The following is a 15,743-nucleotide window of genomic DNA, read 5'->3' on the forward strand; positions in this document are numbered from 1 at the left end:
CCGCGCATGCGCCTGACCGAGGTGACGCCCGAGCTGCGCGAGCGCGTGATCGCGCTGGAGCCGCTGCCCGAGCAGGTGCGCTACTCGGGTCGCGCCCGCGACACGATCGCGCTGACCACCGCCACGCCGCTGCGCCGCCCGGTCACCGCGCTGGACGACGACGGCGAGCCGTTCGCGTTCCTGATCCTCGACACCGGGGCGTCGATGATCGCCGTGCACCGACCCGGCACGGTCGGCGTGCGCGCGTTCTACGTGGCGGCCGGCCGCCAGGGCAACGGGCTGGGCACCGCGCTGCTGCAGGCGCTGCCCGCCTACGTGCGGGAGCACTACCCCGAGGCCGACCGCATCGCCCTGACGGTCAACCGGCAGAACGCGGTGGCCCGGCGCGCCTACCTGCGCGCGGGCTTCCGCGACACGGGCGAGCTGTACACCGCCGGGGTCCTGGGACCCCAGCACGTGCTCGAGCTGCTCCTGAACTGAAACGGGCGGCCCGTGGGCCGCCCGTTCCGGATGCTTACTCGGCCGCCGTCTCGGACGGTGGCGCGTCGTCTGAGGCGTCGTGGGCCTCGGACTCCGGCCCGCCGTCGGCGCCGACGAGCGCCGGCGCACCGTCGAGCAGCGTGAGCTCGATCTCGGCACCGTCGTTCTCCGGGCCCGAGGGGACGTCGGCCAGGACGATCTGGCCGGCGTGCAGCTCGCTGCGCAGGACGAAGTCCGCCAGCGGGTCCTCGATGTAGCGCTGGATCGCGCGACGCAGCGGACGCGCGCCCATGGCCGGGTCCCAGCCCTTGTCGACCAGGAAGTCGCGAGCCGACTCCGACAGCTCCAGCTGGAGCTCGCGCTCCGCCAGGGAACCGCGGATCCGCAGCAGCAGCAGGTCGACGATCTGCTTGATCTCGTCCTTCTGCAGCTTGTGGAACACGATCACGTCGTCGATGCGGTTGAGGAACTCGGGGCGGAAGACCTTCTTCAGCTCTCCCATGATCCGGTTCTTCATGTCGTCGTACGTGATGCCGGTCTCGTCCTCGGTGACCGCGAACCCGAGCGGCGTGTTGCGCGCGATCTCGCTGGCCCCGATGTTCGAGGTCATGATCACGATCGCGTGCCGGAAGTCGACCGTGCGCCCCTGGGCGTCGGTCAGACGGCCGTCCTCCAGGATCTGCAGGAGGATGTTGAACACGTCCGGGTGGGCCTTCTCGATCTCGTCGAGCAGGAGCACCGAGTACGGCTTGCGCCGCACGGCCTCGGTCAGCTGGCCGCCCTCGTCGTACCCGATGTAGCCGGGAGGCGAGCCGACCAGGCGGGACACGGCGTGCTTCTCCATGTACTCCGACATGTCGATGCGGACCATCGAGTCCTCGTCACCGAACAGGAACTCGGCGAGCGTGCGGGCCAGCTCGGTCTTGCCCACGCCCGAAGGCCCGAGGAAGATGAACGAACCGGTCGGCCGCTTGGGATCCTTGAGCCCGGCCCGCGAGCGCCGGATCGCCTTCGAGATGACCTCGACGGCGGCGGTCTGCCCGATGACGCGCTTGTGGAGCTCTTCCTCCATGCGCATCAGCTTCTGCGTCTCGGCCTCGGTCAGCTTGAAGACGGGGATCCCGGTCCACATCGAGACGATGTCCGCGATCTCCTCCTCGCCGATCGAGGGACGGTCGCCGGACTCGCCCTGCTCCCACTGCTCCTCGAGCTCGCGCTTCTTGTTCGTCAGGCGCCGCTCCTTGTCGCGGAGGTTGGCGGCCTTCTCGAACTCCTGCGCCTCGATCGCGGTCTCCTTCTGGCGCCGCGTCGTCTCGATCTCCTCCTCGAGGTCCCGGTACACGGGCGGGGAGGTCATCGACTTGATGCGCATGCGGGCGGCGGCCTCGTCGATGAGGTCGATCGCCTTGTCGGGCAGGAAGCGGTCGCTGATGTAGCGGTCCGACAGCTCCGCCGCGGCCTCCAGCGACTCGTCGGTGATGTTGATCTTGTGGTGCGCCTCGTAGCGATCGCGCAGGCCCTTGAGGATCTGCACGGTCTCCTCGATCGACGGCGGGTTCACCGTGATCTTCTGGAAGCGCCGCTCCAGCGCCGCGTCGCGCTCGAGGTACTTGCGGTACTCGTCGAGCGTCGTGGCGCCGATCGTCTGCAGCTCGCCACGCGCCAGCGCCGGCTTGAGGATCGAGGCCGCGTCGATCGCGCCCTCGGCCGCACCGGCACCGACGAGATTGTGGAGCTCGTCGATGAACAGGATGATGTCGCCCCGCTGGGTGATCTCCTTCATCACCTTCTTGAGGCGCTCCTCGAACTCGCCGCGGTACTTCGAACCGGCGACCAACGCGGCCAGGTCGAGCGTGTAGATCTGCTTGCCCTTCAGCAGCTCCGGCACGTCGGCGTTGGTGATGCGCTGGGCGAGGCCTTCGACGACGGCGGTCTTGCCGACGCCGGGCTCGCCGATGAGCACGGGGTTGTTCTTCTGGCGGCGCGAGAGGATCTGCATGATCCGCTCGATCTCGGTCTCGCGACCGACGACCGGATCGAGCTTGCCGTCGGAGGCCAGCTTGGTCAGGTTGCGGCCGAACTGGTCCAGGAGCTTGGACGACTTCTTGCCCTCGCCCTGGGCGGCCGAGCCGGCCGCCGCGCTCGAACCGGAGCCGGAGCCCTGGCGGCGACCGCCGGGACCGGACAGCATCCGGATGACCTCGTTGCGGATCTTCTCGGAGTCGGCGTCGAAGTCGAGGAGGATGCGGGCCGCGACGCCCTCGTTCTCCCGGACCAGGCCGAGCAGGATGTGCTCGGTGCCGATGTAGTTGTGGCCAAGGCTCAGCGCTTCGCGAAGCGCCAGCTCAAGCACCTTCTTCGCACGTGGCGTGAAGGGGATCTGGCCTGACGTCACCTCTTCGCCGGAGCCGACGATGCGCACGACCTGCGCGCGCACCCGCTCCACGGTGATGTCAAGCGACTCGAGCACGCGAGCGGCGAGGCCCTCCTCCTCACGCAGGAGGCCGAGGAGAATGTGCTCGGTGCCGATGTAGTTGTGCTTGAGCGTCCGCGCCTCCTCCTGCGCGAGAACGACGACCTGGCGGGCTCGTTCTGTGAATCGCTCGAACATGGAGTACGTCCTTCCTACTGGGCGGCGCTGGGGTCTTGTTCGGTTCGGGGACGGTGAACTACCCGCTACTCGTGTTATCGACCTGTGGGGGCCGAAAGCTGAGTTGCGGGTCCTATCGCGGGCATAGGGCAGTCTACCAGTGGGGACCGGCGGTCCCCGGGGTTCGTCAGGGTGCGGCCAGGGTCATCCCCGATGGTTCCCCGGAACGTGGCGCGCGATGCTCCACCCATGTCGCCCACCGCCCTCGAAGAGCAGCGCTTCGTGCGCGTCGCCCCCACCTGGGAGGCGGCCCGCCCCGATCCCGAGCCGCCCGCGCCCCAGACCTCCTCCTCGCGCCGCCTGCGCGTGGGCCTGGCCATCGCCGCCGGCCTGGGCCTGATCAGCGCGACGCTCGTGGTCCTCGCCGTCCTGGCCGGCTTCGCGTTGGGGCTGCCGATGGGCAGCGGCGTCGGCGAGCGCACCCCGCGCCCGCAGTCGGCGGCCGCGCTGGCCGGGGGCTTCGAGCTGGGCGCGGGTCAGCTGCGGCTGGACCTGCGCGACGTCGCCTTCCCGCGGGGCACGACGCGGACCCAGGTCGACGTCGGCTTCGGCCAGGCGCTGGTGATCGTGCCGCGCGGCGTCGAGGTCGTGGTCGACGGGCGCGTGCTGGCCGGCAACGCGCGGGCCTTCGGCCTCCAGGAGGACGGGATCGGCGTGGACCGCACGCGCGCGTCGGGCGCCGGGCCGGGCGCGCCGCGACTGGAGATCGACGCGCGCGTCGGCTTCGGCGAGCTGCACGTCGTGCGCGCCTCGTAGCGGCGACGACGCCAGGCGGCTCGCTCAGTCGCGCATGGCGGGGAACAGCACGACCTCGCGGATCGACCGCCGGCCGCTCATGACCATGACCAGGCGGTCGATGCCCAGGCCCAGGCCGCCGGTCGGCGGCATGCCGTGCTCCAGCGCCGCGAGGAACAGCTCGTCGAACGGCTGCGTCTCGTCGTCGCCCTCGGCGGCGTAGCGGACCTGCTGCTCGAAGCGCGCGCGCTGGTCGTCGGGGTCGTTGAGCTCGGTGAAGGCGTTGGCGATCTCCATGCCGCCGACGAACGCCTCGAAGCGCTCGACCAGGCCCTCGGCCCCGCTGCGGTGGCGCTTGGCGAAGGGCGACAGCTCGACCGGGTAGTCGATGACGAACGTCGGCTGGACGAGCGTCGGCTCGACGGCCTTGGAGAACAGGTCGTCGACCAGCTGCGGCCACGTGCGCCCCTCGGTGGGCACCTGGTCGCCGATCGCCGCCGCCAGCGCGTCGCGATCGCGGCTGGCCAGGATGTCGACGCCCGTGGCCTCGAGGATCGCGTCGCGCAGGGTGACGCGGCGCCACGGCGGCGTGAAGTCGAGCTCGCCCGCGTAGCCGACGGCCGTGGCGACGCCGCTGACCAGCTGCTCCAGGCGGCGCGCCTCGTCCTCGTAGTCGGCGTAGGCCTCGTACCACTCGACCATCGTGAACTCGGGGTTGTGCTTGGGCGAGATGCCCTCGTTGCGGAAGTCCTTACCCAGCTCGTAGACCTTCTCCAGGCCGCCCACGATCAGCCGCTTGAGGTACAGCTCGGTGGCGATGCGCAGGTACAGGTCGCGGTCCAGCGCGTTGTGGTGGGTGACGAACGGCCGGGCCAGCGCGCCGCCGTACAGCGGCTGCAGCACCGGCGTCTCGACCTCGACGAAGCCGTCCTGGTCCAGCTGGGCGCGCACCGCGGAGACGACCTTCGCGCGCAGCACGAACAGGTCGCGCGCCTCCTCGTTGGCGATCAGGTCCAGCTCGCGCTGGCGGTAGCGCGTCTCGACGTCGGCCAGGCCGTGGTGCTTGTCGGGCGGCGGGCGCAGCGACTTGGCCAGCACGGTGACGTCGTCGACGCGCAGCGAGATCTCGCCCCGCTTGGAGCGCATCGCGACGCCGTCGACGCCGATCAGGTCGCCCAGGTCGAGGCCGAGCAGGCGCTCCATCTTCTCCGGGCCGAGCACGTCCACGCGCGCCTGCAGCTGCAGGCGCCCGGAGCGGTCGACCAGGTCGAGGAAGGCCATCTTGCCCTGCCCGCGACGCGCGGCGAGGCGGCCGGCGATCCGGTAGCGGTCGTCGGTCTCCTCGCCCGCGGGCAGGTCCTCGTGCTCGGCGCCGACCCGCGCAGCGGGCACCACGCCCGGGAACGCGTGCGGGAACGGGTCGATCCCGTCAGCCCGCAGTCGCTCGAGCTTGGCTCGCCGCTGGGCGAGGAGCTCGGGAAGCTCCTCTTCGGACACGTCCCGCGGCCTACAGACCGACGTCGATCTTGGTGATCTTCAGCTGGCGCTTCTTGCCGTTGGGCAGGACCACGTCGACGACGTCGCCCTTCTTGTGGCCAATCAGCGCGCGGCCGACCGGTGACTCGTTGGAGAGCCGCTCCGGGGGCTTGGCCTCCGCCGAGCCCACGATCATGAACTTCTGGCTGTTCCCGGTGTCCTCGTCCTTGACGTTGACCTCCGAGCCGACACGGACGACATCGGTGTCGAGGTCCTCCGCGTCGATGACCTGGGCGCCACGGAGGCGCTCTTCCAGCAGCGCGATGCGCTGCTCGAGCATGGCCTGCTCGTTCTTGGCGTCGTCGTACTCCGAGTTCTCGGAGATGTCGCCGAACTCGCGGGCTTCCTTGATGCGGGCCGCGACCTCACGGCGCTTGGCCGTGGACAGCTCGTCGAGCTCGTCCTTCAGCTTCTGAAGGCCGTCGGGGGTGAGGATGACATCCTTCGGCATGGTGTCTCGGGCGCTTCTCTCTCGCGGATTCGTCTTCGAGGGGCGGGCAGTCTAGCAACGCCACTTCCCCTTCTTCTGTGGCTGGTGATGCGGCGGACCGGCTACGCGGGCGTGGCCGCGAACAGCGCTTCGCGGGCCTGGGCGATCGTGTCGGCGCGCTGCATGGCGGCCTGGAGCTCCTTGCCCCCGCCCATGCGCTCGACGTACCAGGGGTAGGCCTTGCGCATCCAGCGCCCGCCGCGGTCCTCGCCCATGTGCTCGACGGCGCGCTCCATGAGCCACTCCAGCTCGGTGACGACCTCGTCGGGGGTCGGCTCGTCGTCGCGCTCGCCCAGCAGCTGCGCGAACAGCCACGGGTTGCCGAGGCTGCCGCGGGCGAGCATGATCGCCGTCGCGCCGGTGACCTCGTAGGCGTGCTGGGCGGCCTCGAGGTCGTGCAGGCCGCCGGAGATGATCACCGGGGCGTCCAGGGTCCGGACGAGCTCGGCGGCCAGCGCGTAGTCGGGCGTGCCCTTGTGCTGGACCTGGGCGCTGCGCGGGTGGAAGCCGATCGCGGCCACGCCGGCCTCGTCGACGAGCCGATGCGCGAGCCGCACGCCGTCGGTCTCGCCCTTGCGCTGGCCGGAGCGCAGCTTGACCGTGACCGGCAGCCCGGAGCCCTCGGCCGCGGCCCTGGCCACCGCGACCGCCGTGTCGGGATCGCTGAGCAGCGCCGCGCCCGCGCCCGTCTTGCAGACCTTCGGCACCGGGCAGCCCATGTTCAGGTCGATCACGTCGACGCCGGGCACGTGCTCCCGCACGTACGCCGCCGCGCTGCGCATGATCTCGGGGTCCTGACCGAACAGCTGCAGCGACGTCGGCGCACCGCTCGTCGTGCGCTCGTCCGGATGCACCCGCAGCAGCTCGTTCAGGGTCTTCTCGTTGCGGTAGTGGATCGCGAAGCTCGAGACCATCTCGCTCGTCGCCATCCCGGCGCCATAGCGCTTGGCCTGCAGGCGCACGAACCACGTGCCGATGCCCGCCAGGGGCGCCAGCACCACGCGATTCGGGACGGTCAGCCCGCCCAGCTGCCACGAGTCAGTCAGCACGCCCTCAGGGTACGACGCGGGGGGCGAAACTCCGACGTGCCTGCGCTAACACCTCCATGACAGGTCTAACAGCAGGCACGTCGCTTCCCAAGGACGCGCGCGTGGCGTGGGTCGCGGCTCGACAGCACGGTCTCGTCGGTCACGCGCAGCTCCTCGACGCCGGGCTCTCGGAGTCGGGGATCCGACGGAGGGTCGCGGCGGGCTGGCTGCACCGCGTGCATCGCGGCGTCTTCGCCGTTGGCCATCCGGGTCTGACGCCGCCCGGGCGCTGGATGGCGGCGACGCTCGCCGCCGGTTCCCGATGCGGTGCTCTCTCATTGCTCGACGGGCGCGCTCTGGGGTCTTGTCCTCGATGCCGCCGAGGTCCTCACGCTCGACCAGCTCGTCCAGGCCATCGACGACGCGACCGCGAAGCGCCTCCTCCGCCCGACCCTCATGTCCTCGGTGATCAAGGAGTCCCACGGCCGCCACGGAGTCAAGCCCCTCAAGGCCGCCCTCCTCATCACCCGACCCCGAGACATCCTCACCCGCTCCGAGCTCGAACGACGCGCCCTCAAGCTGATCGCCAAGGCCCACCTGCCCTCGCCCGCGACACCCGTCGCACGACGAACCTGATGCGCCGTGACTGGAGCGTGCTGCGCTTCACCTGGCGCCAGGTGGTCAACGACCCGTCCTGGGTCGTCGACAGCCTGACCGACGTCCTCAGCGGTTGCGCTCCCACAGGAGCCGCAGCCCCGTGAGCGTGAGCATCTCGTCGAGCTGGTCGATCGACTCCGTGAACGGGACGATCGACGCGGCCAGCCCCCCGGTGGCGATGGTGGCGGTGTCGTGACCGAGCTCGTCGCGCAGGCGGCCGACGACCGAGTCGACCATGCCGGCGAAGCCGAAGACGATGCCCGAGCGGATCGCGTCGATGGTCGACTTGCCGATCAGCGAGCGCGGCTCGTGGAGCTCGATCTTCGGCAGGGCGGCGGCGCGGGTGGACAGCGCCTCCATCGAGATCTCGACGCCCGGGAAGATGATCCCGCCGAGGTACTCGCCGTCGGCGGACACCGGGTCGAAGGTGATCGCGGTGCCGAAGTCGACGCAGATGCAGGCGCCGCCGATCGCCTCGAACGAGGCCACCGCGTTGACCAGCCGGTCCGGGCCGATCTCGCGCGGGTTGTCGTAGCGCAGCGCCATCCCGGTCTTGATGCCGGGCCCGACGATGATCGTCTCGTGGCGCAGGTAGCGCGAGCCCACCGCGCGCCATTCGGGTCGCAGCTGGGGCACCGTGGAGGACACGATCGAGCCGTCGAGGTCGGCCAGGCCGAGGCCGCGCAGCTCCATCAGGTTGCGCAGGACGGCGCCCAGTTCGTCCGCCGTGGAGGTGCGCACGGTGGCGAAGCGCCAGTGCTCGATCAGCTGGTCGCCATCAAAGGCGCCGAAATGGGTCTGGGTGTTGCCGACGTCGACGACGAGAAGCATGCGGACGGGAAGTATGCTCGCCCACGTGGCCGATCGACTGGTGCTCCACGTCGTGCCCGCTTCTCACCCGTGCGTCGCCGTCGAGCGCGCGCTGCAGCTCAAGGGCCTGGCCTACGACCGCGTGGTGCACCTTCCGGTCCTGCACACGGTCCCCATGCGCGTCCTGTTCGGGCGGCGCACCGTGCCCGGGATCGTGTTCCCCGACGGCGCCCGCGCCGTGGGCTCGATGGCCATCCTGCGGGTGCTCGACGGGCTCGAGCCCCACCCGCGCCTGGTCCCCGACGACGACGCGCTGCGCGCCCGGGTCGAGGCGGCCGAGACGTGGGGCGACACGATCCTCCAGCCCATGGGCCGGCGGATCCCGTGGACCGCGCTGTCGTTCGTGCCCCCGGCGATGATGAGCTTCAGCGCGGGCTACGAGCTGCCGATCCCGGACGCGATCGCCGCCCGCAGCACGGCGCTGGTCATCCGCGCCGCCCGCACGGTCAACCGGGCCAACCCCGACGCGGTGATGGCCGACCTGCGCGCGCTCCCCGGCCACCTCGATCGGATCGACGACTGGATCGCCGACGGCACGATCGGCGGCGCCACCCCCAACGTCGCCGACCTGCAGCTGCTCTCGACCGTGCGCCTGTTGTCGGCCGTCGAGGATCTGCAGCCCTGGTTCGCCGGCCGACCCGCGACCGCGAAGGCCGGCGCGCTGTTCCCCGTGTACCCCGGGAGCGTCCCGGCCGGCGCGCTGCCGGCCGAGTGGCTTCCGGCCGCCCCCTAGCCTGAGCGCATAGTCGAAGTCCTGTTGATCCTCGTCGCGCTCGCGCTGGTCGTCGCGTGCGGCGCGTTCGTGGCCGCCGAATTCTCGCTCGTCACCGTCGACCGCTCCAGCGTGGAGCGGGCCGCTGCCGACGGCGATCGCGGCGCCGCGGGCGTCCTGTCCGCGCTCAAGCGGCTGTCCACCCAGCTGTCGGCCGCGCAGGTCGGCATCACGGTCACCAACCTGCTGATCGGCTTCCTGGCCGAGCCCTCGATCGCTCAGCTGATCGACGGCCCGCTGGCGTCGATCGGGCTGCCGGCGAGCGTCGTCGACGTGCTCGCGGTGGTGATCGCGCTGCTGGCCGCGACGATCGTGACGATGGTCTTCGGCGAGCTCGTGCCCAAGAACCTGGCCATCGCCCAGCCGCTGGCCACGGCCAAGGCGGTGCAGCGCTTCCAGCGCGGCTTCAGTCGCGTCGCCGCGCCGGCGATCTCGCTCCTGAACGGAAGCGCCAACGCGCTCCTGCACCGCTTCGGCATCGAGCCCCAGGAGGAGCTCGCCTCCGCCCGCTCGCCCGAGGAGCTGACCTCGCTGGTCCGCCGCTCGGCGCAGCAGGGCACGCTCGAAGCCGACACCGCCACGCTGGTCGAGCGCTCGCTGGCCTTCGGCGAGCGCCACGCCGGCGACGTGATGACACCCCGCGTGCGCATGCACTCGCTCTCGCCCGACGCCCCGGTCAGCGCGGTGATCGCGTCGGCCCGAGCCACCGGCCGCTCCCGCTTCCCCGTCTTCGGCGAGGGCAGCGAGCATCTCGAGGGCGTCGTGCACCTCAAGCGCGCCGTCGGCGTCCCCCACGCCGAGCGCGATGCCGTGACCGTGCGCGAGATCATGTCCGAGCCGGTCGTGGTGCCGACGTCACTGGACCTCGACTCGCTCCTGGCCACGCTGCGCGAGGGCGGCCTGCAGATGGCGATCGTGGTCGACGAGTACGGCGGCGTCGACGGCGTGGTCACGCTCGAGGACCTGGTCGAGGAGATCGTCGGCGAGGTGCGCGACGAGCACGACCCCGGCGACGACCGCGCCCGCCGCGACGGCGCGGCCTGGGACCTGTCGGGCCTGCTGCGCCCCGACGAGGTGGCCGACCTGGTCGGCGTCGAGATCCCCGAGGACGAGGAGTACGAGACGCTCGCGGGCCTGCTGGCCATGCACCTGGCCCGCGTGCCCGACGTCGGCGACACCGTCCACCTGCGCACCCGCGACGACGACGGCGACCCCTACGACGTCACGCTGACCGTCACCGCGATGGACGACCGGCGCGTCGACCGCGTGCGCCTGGAGCTGCAGGCCGCGCCGCCCGAGGAGCCCGAGGAGCGATGAGCACCGGTCCCGCGCTCCTCCTGTCCGCCGTCCTGCTCGTGCTCAACGCGTTCTTCGTCGGCGCCGAGTTCGCGCTGATCTCCGCGCGCCGCTCCTCGATCGAGCCGCGCGCCCAGGACGGCGCGATGGGCGCGCGCATCACCCTGCGCGCGATGGAGCACGTGTCGGTGATGCTGGCCGGCGCCCAGCTCGGCATCACCGTCTGCTCGCTCGGCCTGGGCTACCTGGGCGAGCCGGCCATCGCCCACGCGCTCGAGGGCCCGTTCGAGTCGATCGGCATCCCCGACAGCCTGATCCATCCGATCGCCTTCGCGATCGCGCTGTCGATCATCAGCTACCTGCACATCGTCCTGGGCGAGATGGTCCCCAAGAACCTGGCGCTGGCCGGGCCCGATCGCGCCGCGCTGCTGCTGGCGCCGCCGCTGGTGATGGTCGTGCGCGCGCTCCGTCCGGCGATCCTCGCGCTCAACTGGATCGCCAACCACACCCTGCGCCTGGTCGGCGTCACCCCGCGCGACGAGGTGACGAGCGCGTTCACCCGCGACGAGGTCGCCGGCCTGGTCGACGAGTCCCGCCGCGAGGGCATCCTCGATGCCGACGAGGGGCGCCTGCTCACCGGCGCGCTCGAGTTCACCGAGCGCGACGTGCGCAGCGTCCTGCTGCCCACCGCCTCGCTGGTCACGGTGCCCGCCGACGCGACGCCCGCCGACGTCGAGGCGCTCGCGGCCAGCACCGGGTTCTCCCGCTTCCCGGTCCTGCGCGACGGTGGTCTCGTCGGCTACCTGCACCTCAAGGACGCGCTGGAGACCGAGGACCGCCACCGCAACCGGCCGATCGCCCAGTCGTGGATCCGCCCGCTGGTCAGCGTGTCCGCCGACGTGGGCCTGCGCGCCGCGCTGACCACCATGCAACGCAGCGGCGCCCACCTGGCCCGGGTGACGGACCAGGCGGGCGCCGTGCTCGGCGTCGTCGCGCTCGAGGACGTGCTCGAGGAGCTCGTCGGCGAGATCCGCGACGAAGCCGCTAGCCGCGGAAGCTGAAGCTCCCCATCTGAGTGCCCCGGCCACCGGTGCTCCCGGTGACCACCAGCCGGTAGCGCGACCCGGCCTTCAGCGCCGAGCGGGGCACGCGCAGCGTCGCGCCGGTCGGGCCTGCCGGCAACGCGGCCACGATGCTGCTGGCCCGCCGCAGCTGCGCGACGGCGCCCAGCTTGGAGCCCGGCAGCAGCGCCAGCGCGTGGCCCTTGGCGTCGACGATGCGCAGGCGCACGCCGCCACCCCGGTTGAGCGTCAGCGACGACCGCACCAGCACCACCCGCCGCCCGCGCTGCGTCCGCACCCCGCGGCCGGCCAGGCCGACGGTGAGCTTCGGCGTGCCCGGCCCGGCGCCGGAGCCCGCTCCGCCACCCGGACCGGCATCGGTCGCCAGCGCCGAGGCGGCGGCCGACGGCTGCGTCGGCCCCTGCGGGGTGTCCGAGGACGTTCCCGGCGACGGCGTCTGGCCGCCGCTCGTCGCGCCCTCGCCGCAGTCCAGCGTGAGCACGATGTCGGTGACCGGCGGCGGGATCGTCATCGTCGGGGTCTGCACGACCGGCGCGGACGGGTCACCGGGCGCGTGGCAGCCGGCCTTGCGGGCCTCGACCACGTAGAACCCGGCGGTCACGTCCCAGCCGAAGTGGCCGGCGCCGTCCGTCGTGTCGGGGTTGACCCGGTTGGCCGGCGACATCACCGCGCTGCCCGACGGCGGCGCGACGTAGCCGAGCGTCGCTCCCTCGAAGCGCAGCAGCGTGACCGTCGCCCCCACGACCGGGCGGCCGAGCGTGTCCACGACGTTGCCGCTCGGGTCGATGTACAGGTCGAACCCTGGGGTGGTGACGGCCGCGTCGCAGGTGATCGCGAACTCCGCGTGCGCTTCACCATGGTGCGGGAACAGCCGCGGGACGGTGATCGAGAAGTCCCCGTCGGTCTCCAGCCGCATCGGGCCGGAGAAGAACACCTCGTTGTCGGGCGCCGGCCCGATGATGCGGAACGTCGCGTCGGCCACCGCGGTGCCGACCGGGCACCCCGCGTGGCGGATCAGCGTCTCGGCCTCCCAGTAGAGCGTCGGGAAGCCGTCGGTCAGGCCGACCAGCCCCGCTCCGCCGATCTCGGTGTCGGGATCGACGCGATCGAGGTTCTCCCAGGTGAAGTCCCGACGCACGTCGGCGCCCGGGCCCACGTGGAACACCGTCGTCGTCTGCGACGCCGGGTCGGCGAACGCGCCGGCCCCATGGGCGATCACCCGGTAGTCGGCCTCGGGCAGCTCGCCGAACTCGTAGCGCCCAGCGGTGTTCGTCTGCGTCGAGTCGACCGGGGTCGAGCAGTCGCCCGTGGCCGGACACAGGTCGACCTGGGCGTTGGCGATCCCGCCGTGGCCCGAGCGGTCGGTGCCGGCCAGCACGCCGAACACGCGCCCGCAGGTGCCGTGGATGATGATCGTCTTGGACGCGGTCAGGCCCGGCGTGCGGACCGCCTCGTTCCACTGCGCCGTGCCACCGATGCGCAGCGTGCGGTCCGCGCACGCGTCGTCGGGATCGACGGTGAACACGGCGTTGGCCACCATGCCCGGCGCCAGGTCGCCGAGCGCGGCGGTGCCGCCACCCGACACGGTCAGGCCGGACGGAGCGGTCAGCCCGGCGACCAGCCCCGTGGCCGGCGCGCCGCCGAAGTTGCGCAGCGTCGCGCGGACGTCGAACGACTTGGTCGAGCCGTCCGCTCCGACGCCCACGACCGCTGGCGCGTCGAGCGTCAGCGACGGCGCCGGGCCGCTGCCGCCCCCGATCGCGCCGGTGGTCGAGAAGGCGAAGATGAACGTGGCCGGAACGCCCAGCGTCGGGCCGTTCTCCACGCTGGACTGCCCGAACGACCACACCTCGGCCCCGACCGCCGCGACGGCGTCCAGCGCGCCCGCCTCGTCGGGTGCCGCGCCGTAGTAGACGAAGAACGTCTTGGACTCGCCCGGCGCGAGCGATCCGAAGCCGAAGTCGAAGTGCGCGCCGTGGTCGCCCGGCCCGGCGTCGGTGAAGAACCCGGTGCAGTCGTCGTCACCGCCGCCCGTGCACTGCGGATAGGAGGAGAAGCCGCGCGCCCCGAGCGGGTCGGCGGTGTCGAAGCCGTCGTCGGAGCTGAACAGCAGGTTGGCGGTGTCGGTGCCGTCGATCGTCGAGAACTCGCTGAACGCGGTCGGCTCGACGTCCCAGTCCATGACCCGCCGATAGCGCAGGTCGGTCACGGGCACGTCGCCGACGTTGGTGACGGTGACGCGGTCCTGGTACATCGCGTCGCTCCCCGGCGCCGGCGCGTAGGCCTGGCGCACCTCGATGACGGGCAGCGGATCGCCCTCGACCACCGCACGGTCGACCGTGCCGCCGCCGCTGATGCTGCCGTTGGTGCGCATGATCGACGTGGCGCTGGTCTCGTCGAAGCTGAAGTCGACCAGCTCCAGGCCGCGGTAGCCGCTGTCGTCGTTGGCGGAGCCGCTCAGGCCGCTGCCGGCGTCGGCGATGCCCCAGCCCTCGCAGGTGCACCCATCGGCGGTCGCCTCCAGCGGCGGCTCCTCGCCGCGCAGGAAGCGCAGTCCGACGGTCGAGTTGCCGCCCTGCGACGGCACGCGCTCATCCGGCGACGTGTCGTCCGGCGGTGCGAAGTTCAGGTTGCCCCACGAGTTGACGCCCAGCTGCACGTTCTCGTGGGTGATGACCGCGCCGGCGCCGCCCGGCGCGTTCGCGGAGGCCGCCGACGCTCCCAGCGCCAGCAGCGCCGCCGTCATGGCGGCCGTGGTGATACCCCTCAGCAGTCCCATGACGCGACGCTACGCAGCGCCATGGGGCCACGCCTACCCCAAACTTTTCGCCGTCCACCCCAACATCGACCACAACATCTCAGGGCACCCGCAGCGGGTCCCCGGCCCGGCGCACGCCCTCCTGCACGGGCAGCGCGGCCAGCGCGTCAGCCAGCGCCCGGCCGTCCGGCGTGCGCAGGTCGAAGTCCAGCTCGAGCAGCGGGATCAGCACGAAGCGCCGGGCCAGCACCTGCTCGTGGGGCAGCGTGAGCCGGTCGGACGCGTAGGCGCGATCGCCGAGCAGCAGCAGGTCGACGTCGATCGCCCGGGGCGAGTGGCGCACGTACTGCTCGGGGCGGCCGAGCTCGCGCTCGACGGCCTTACAGGCGTCCAGCAGCGCCTCGGGCTCCAGGTCGGTCTCGACCCGCAGGCAGGCGTTGAGGAACGACGGCTGGTCGAGGATCTCGCCCACCGGGTCGGTGTCGTAGGTGGCCGACGCGGTGAGCACGCGCACGCCGTGGCGGGGCAGCGCGTCGGTTGCCGCCTGCAGGTTGGCCCGCCGGTCGCCGACGTTGGAGCCGAGGCTCAGGTAGCCGATCACAGCGCCAGCGCCAGCTGTCGGGAGTGGGCCAGCAGCGTGCCGGCCCGGGAGAAGATGCGCGTGTCCTCCTCGAAGTACCCGTCGGCGGCCGTGTCGGAGGTGACCTCGATGAGCACGTCGTCGTGGGGCAGCGGCAGGGCGGCGCGCAGATGCACCGTCAGGTCGATCGTCGGCGCGACCAGCAGCCGGTCGGCCAGGACGTAGGGCGCCGGCAGCCAGGCGTCCGACAGCGCGACGAGCAGCGCGGCGTCCAGCGGGCGCGCCTCGCGCAGGCGGATCCACCCGCCGGTCCGGGCCGGGCCCTCCCCGGAGAACAGCTTCGGGCCGATCGCCGGGCGCAGCTCGAAGTGGTGGCGGAACGGGATGTCGGGGATGCCCGCGGGCAGGTCGGGCGGCGCGAGCTCCTCGGGCGGGCGCACGTCGGGCGCGACCGCGTCGGCGTAGGCGACCGCGCCGGGGTAGTCGGCGCCCAGCGCGGCCAGCGCCAGCGCGACCGTCTTGCCGTCCTGCCGGCAGCGGGCCGAGACGGTCGACATCCCCCGCCCCGTGCGCTCGATCGTCACCTCGACCTCGGCGTCGGCCTCCTGGGGCACGCGCAGGTAGTGCACCGTCAGCGAGCGCAGCTGGCGGGCCGGGTCCGCGACCGCGGCCTCGATCGCCTGCACGAGCACGGCGGCCACGAAGCCGCCGTTGGGACCGTGCACGACCCGCCAGGCGGGCGTGAAGCGAGCGGCGAAGCGCCCGTCGCCCAGGGCCTCGACGGCCGAGTCGCGATCGAAGGCGGTCAA

The 15,743-nt window shown here is 72.1% G+C and carries 14 protein-coding genes and 1 pseudogene; 7 read left to right on the forward strand and 8 right to left on the reverse strand.

The window, feature by feature from the left end; translation table 11 throughout:
• Positions 1-6: 6 nt before the first annotated feature.
• Positions 7-480, forward strand: a complete 474-nt coding sequence (locus ACZ5UI_RS14075; protein WP_464187798.1) for a GNAT family N-acetyltransferase — start codon at positions 7-9, stop codon at positions 478-480.
• A gap of 34 nt (positions 481-514) precedes the next feature.
• On the opposite strand, the gene ACZ5UI_RS14080 is transcribed toward ACZ5UI_RS14075, so the two are convergent.
• Positions 515-3,091 carry an ATP-dependent Clp protease ATP-binding subunit gene (locus ACZ5UI_RS14080; RefSeq protein ID WP_464187800.1) on the reverse strand — a complete coding sequence of 859 codons (2,577 nt, stop codon included), beginning with the start codon at positions 3,089-3,091 and terminating at the stop codon, positions 515-517.
• 228 nt (positions 3,092-3,319) lie between these two features.
• Here ACZ5UI_RS14080 and ACZ5UI_RS14085 point away from each other — a divergent pair, with 228 nt between their 5' ends.
• Entirely contained in the window at positions 3,320-3,886 is a 567-nt protein-coding gene (locus ACZ5UI_RS14085) for a LiaF domain-containing protein (protein WP_464187802.1), read from the forward strand.
• Between the two features lie 24 nt (positions 3,887-3,910).
• Here ACZ5UI_RS14085 and lysS read toward each other — a convergent pair whose 3' ends face one another.
• The 3 genes from lysS to ACZ5UI_RS14100 all read right to left on the reverse strand — a co-directional run bounded on the left by lysS (position 3,911) and on the right by ACZ5UI_RS14100 (position 6,940).
• On the reverse strand, positions 3,911-5,362 hold the full coding sequence (gene lysS / locus ACZ5UI_RS14090; RefSeq protein ID WP_464187804.1) for a lysine--tRNA ligase: 1,452 nt from the start codon (positions 5,360-5,362) through the stop codon (positions 3,911-3,913).
• A gap of 10 nt (positions 5,363-5,372) precedes the next feature.
• Positions 5,373-5,852, reverse strand: coding sequence for a transcription elongation factor GreA (greA, locus tag ACZ5UI_RS14095; RefSeq protein ID WP_464187806.1), 480 nt, complete (start codon positions 5,850-5,852; stop codon positions 5,373-5,375).
• 101 nt (positions 5,853-5,953) lie between these two features.
• Positions 5,954-6,940 carry a tRNA dihydrouridine synthase gene (locus ACZ5UI_RS14100; RefSeq protein ID WP_464187808.1) on the reverse strand — a complete coding sequence of 329 codons (987 nt, stop codon included), beginning with the start codon at positions 6,938-6,940 and terminating at the stop codon, positions 5,954-5,956.
• 56 nt (positions 6,941-6,996) lie between these two features.
• Here ACZ5UI_RS14100 and ACZ5UI_RS14105 point away from each other — a divergent pair.
• Both ACZ5UI_RS14105 and ACZ5UI_RS14110 read left to right on the forward strand, forming a co-directional pair.
• Positions 6,997-7,119 (forward strand): annotated as a pseudogene (locus tag ACZ5UI_RS14105) (hypothetical protein); the annotation flags it as partial.
• Positions 7,120-7,246: 127 nt separating this feature from the next.
• Complete coding sequence (locus ACZ5UI_RS14110; protein ID WP_464197904.1) at positions 7,247-7,555, forward strand: hypothetical protein; 309 nt, start codon at positions 7,247-7,249, stop codon at positions 7,553-7,555.
• Positions 7,556-7,642: 87 nt separating this feature from the next.
• Here the strand turns inward: ACZ5UI_RS14110 and ACZ5UI_RS14115 are convergent, their stop codons facing one another.
• Positions 7,643-8,407 carry a type III pantothenate kinase gene (locus ACZ5UI_RS14115; protein WP_464187810.1) on the reverse strand — a complete coding sequence of 255 codons (765 nt, stop codon included), beginning with the start codon at positions 8,405-8,407 and terminating at the stop codon, positions 7,643-7,645.
• Between the two features lie 25 nt (positions 8,408-8,432).
• Between ACZ5UI_RS14115 and ACZ5UI_RS14120 the strand changes: the two genes are divergently transcribed.
• From ACZ5UI_RS14120 to ACZ5UI_RS14130, 3 genes are read left to right on the forward strand one after another with little or no spacing between them, the layout of a single operon-like run.
• The gene (locus ACZ5UI_RS14120) at positions 8,433-9,179 is read left to right on the forward strand and encodes a glutathione S-transferase N-terminal domain-containing protein (protein WP_464187812.1); all 747 of its coding nucleotides are present in this window, start codon (positions 8,433-8,435) and stop codon (positions 9,177-9,179) included.
• Positions 9,180-9,203: 24 nt separating this feature from the next.
• A complete protein-coding gene (locus tag ACZ5UI_RS14125) occupies positions 9,204-10,535 on the forward strand; it encodes a hemolysin family protein (protein WP_464187815.1) in 1,332 nt (443 codons plus the stop codon).
• Positions 10,532-11,575, forward strand: a complete 1,044-nt coding sequence (locus tag ACZ5UI_RS14130; RefSeq protein WP_464187817.1) for a hemolysin family protein — start codon at positions 10,532-10,534, stop codon at positions 11,573-11,575. Before ACZ5UI_RS14125 ends, ACZ5UI_RS14130 begins: the two co-directional genes overlap by 4 nt.
• On the opposite strand, the gene ACZ5UI_RS14135 is transcribed toward ACZ5UI_RS14130, so the two are convergent.
• From ACZ5UI_RS14135 to ACZ5UI_RS14145, 3 genes are all read right to left on the reverse strand, one after another.
• Entirely contained in the window at positions 11,559-14,375 is a 2,817-nt protein-coding gene (locus ACZ5UI_RS14135) for a hypothetical protein (protein ID WP_464187819.1), read from the reverse strand. The two genes, ACZ5UI_RS14130 and ACZ5UI_RS14135, sit on opposite strands and share 17 nt — an antisense overlap.
• Before the next feature lie 79 nt (positions 14,376-14,454).
• Positions 14,455-14,955 carry a 2-amino-4-hydroxy-6-hydroxymethyldihydropteridine diphosphokinase gene (folK, locus tag ACZ5UI_RS14140; RefSeq protein WP_464187821.1) on the reverse strand — a complete coding sequence of 167 codons (501 nt, stop codon included), beginning with the start codon at positions 14,953-14,955 and terminating at the stop codon, positions 14,455-14,457.
• Positions 14,952-15,743, reverse strand: coding sequence for an acyl-CoA thioesterase (locus ACZ5UI_RS14145; protein WP_464187823.1), 792 nt, complete (start codon positions 15,741-15,743; stop codon positions 14,952-14,954). Before ACZ5UI_RS14145 ends, folK begins: the two co-directional genes overlap by 4 nt.

This window comes from Conexibacter sp. JCM 18997, from assembly GCF_055391915.1.

Bases quoted from the DNA above. Each gene is read 5' to 3' on its own strand.
- ACZ5UI_RS14075 (WP_464187798.1), top strand. From the start codon at position 7: ATGCGCCTGACCGAGGTGACGCCCGAGCTGCGCGAGCGCGTGATCGCG.
- ACZ5UI_RS14080 (WP_464187800.1), bottom strand. From the start codon at position 3,091: ATGTTCGAGCGATTCACAGAACGAGCCCGCCAGGTCGTCGTTCTCGCG.
- ACZ5UI_RS14085 (WP_464187802.1), top strand. From the start codon at position 3,320: ATGTCGCCCACCGCCCTCGAAGAGCAGCGCTTCGTGCGCGTCGCCCCC.
- greA (WP_464187806.1), bottom strand. From the start codon at position 5,852: ATGCCGAAGGATGTCATCCTCACCCCCGACGGCCTTCAGAAGCTGAAG.
- ACZ5UI_RS14115 (WP_464187810.1), bottom strand. From the start codon at position 8,407: ATGCTTCTCGTCGTCGACGTCGGCAACACCCAGACCCATTTCGGCGCC.
- ACZ5UI_RS14130 (WP_464187817.1), top strand. From the start codon at position 10,532: ATGAGCACCGGTCCCGCGCTCCTCCTGTCCGCCGTCCTGCTCGTGCTC.
- ACZ5UI_RS14135 (WP_464187819.1), bottom strand. From the start codon at position 14,375: ATGGGACTGCTGAGGGGTATCACCACGGCCGCCATGACGGCGGCGCTG.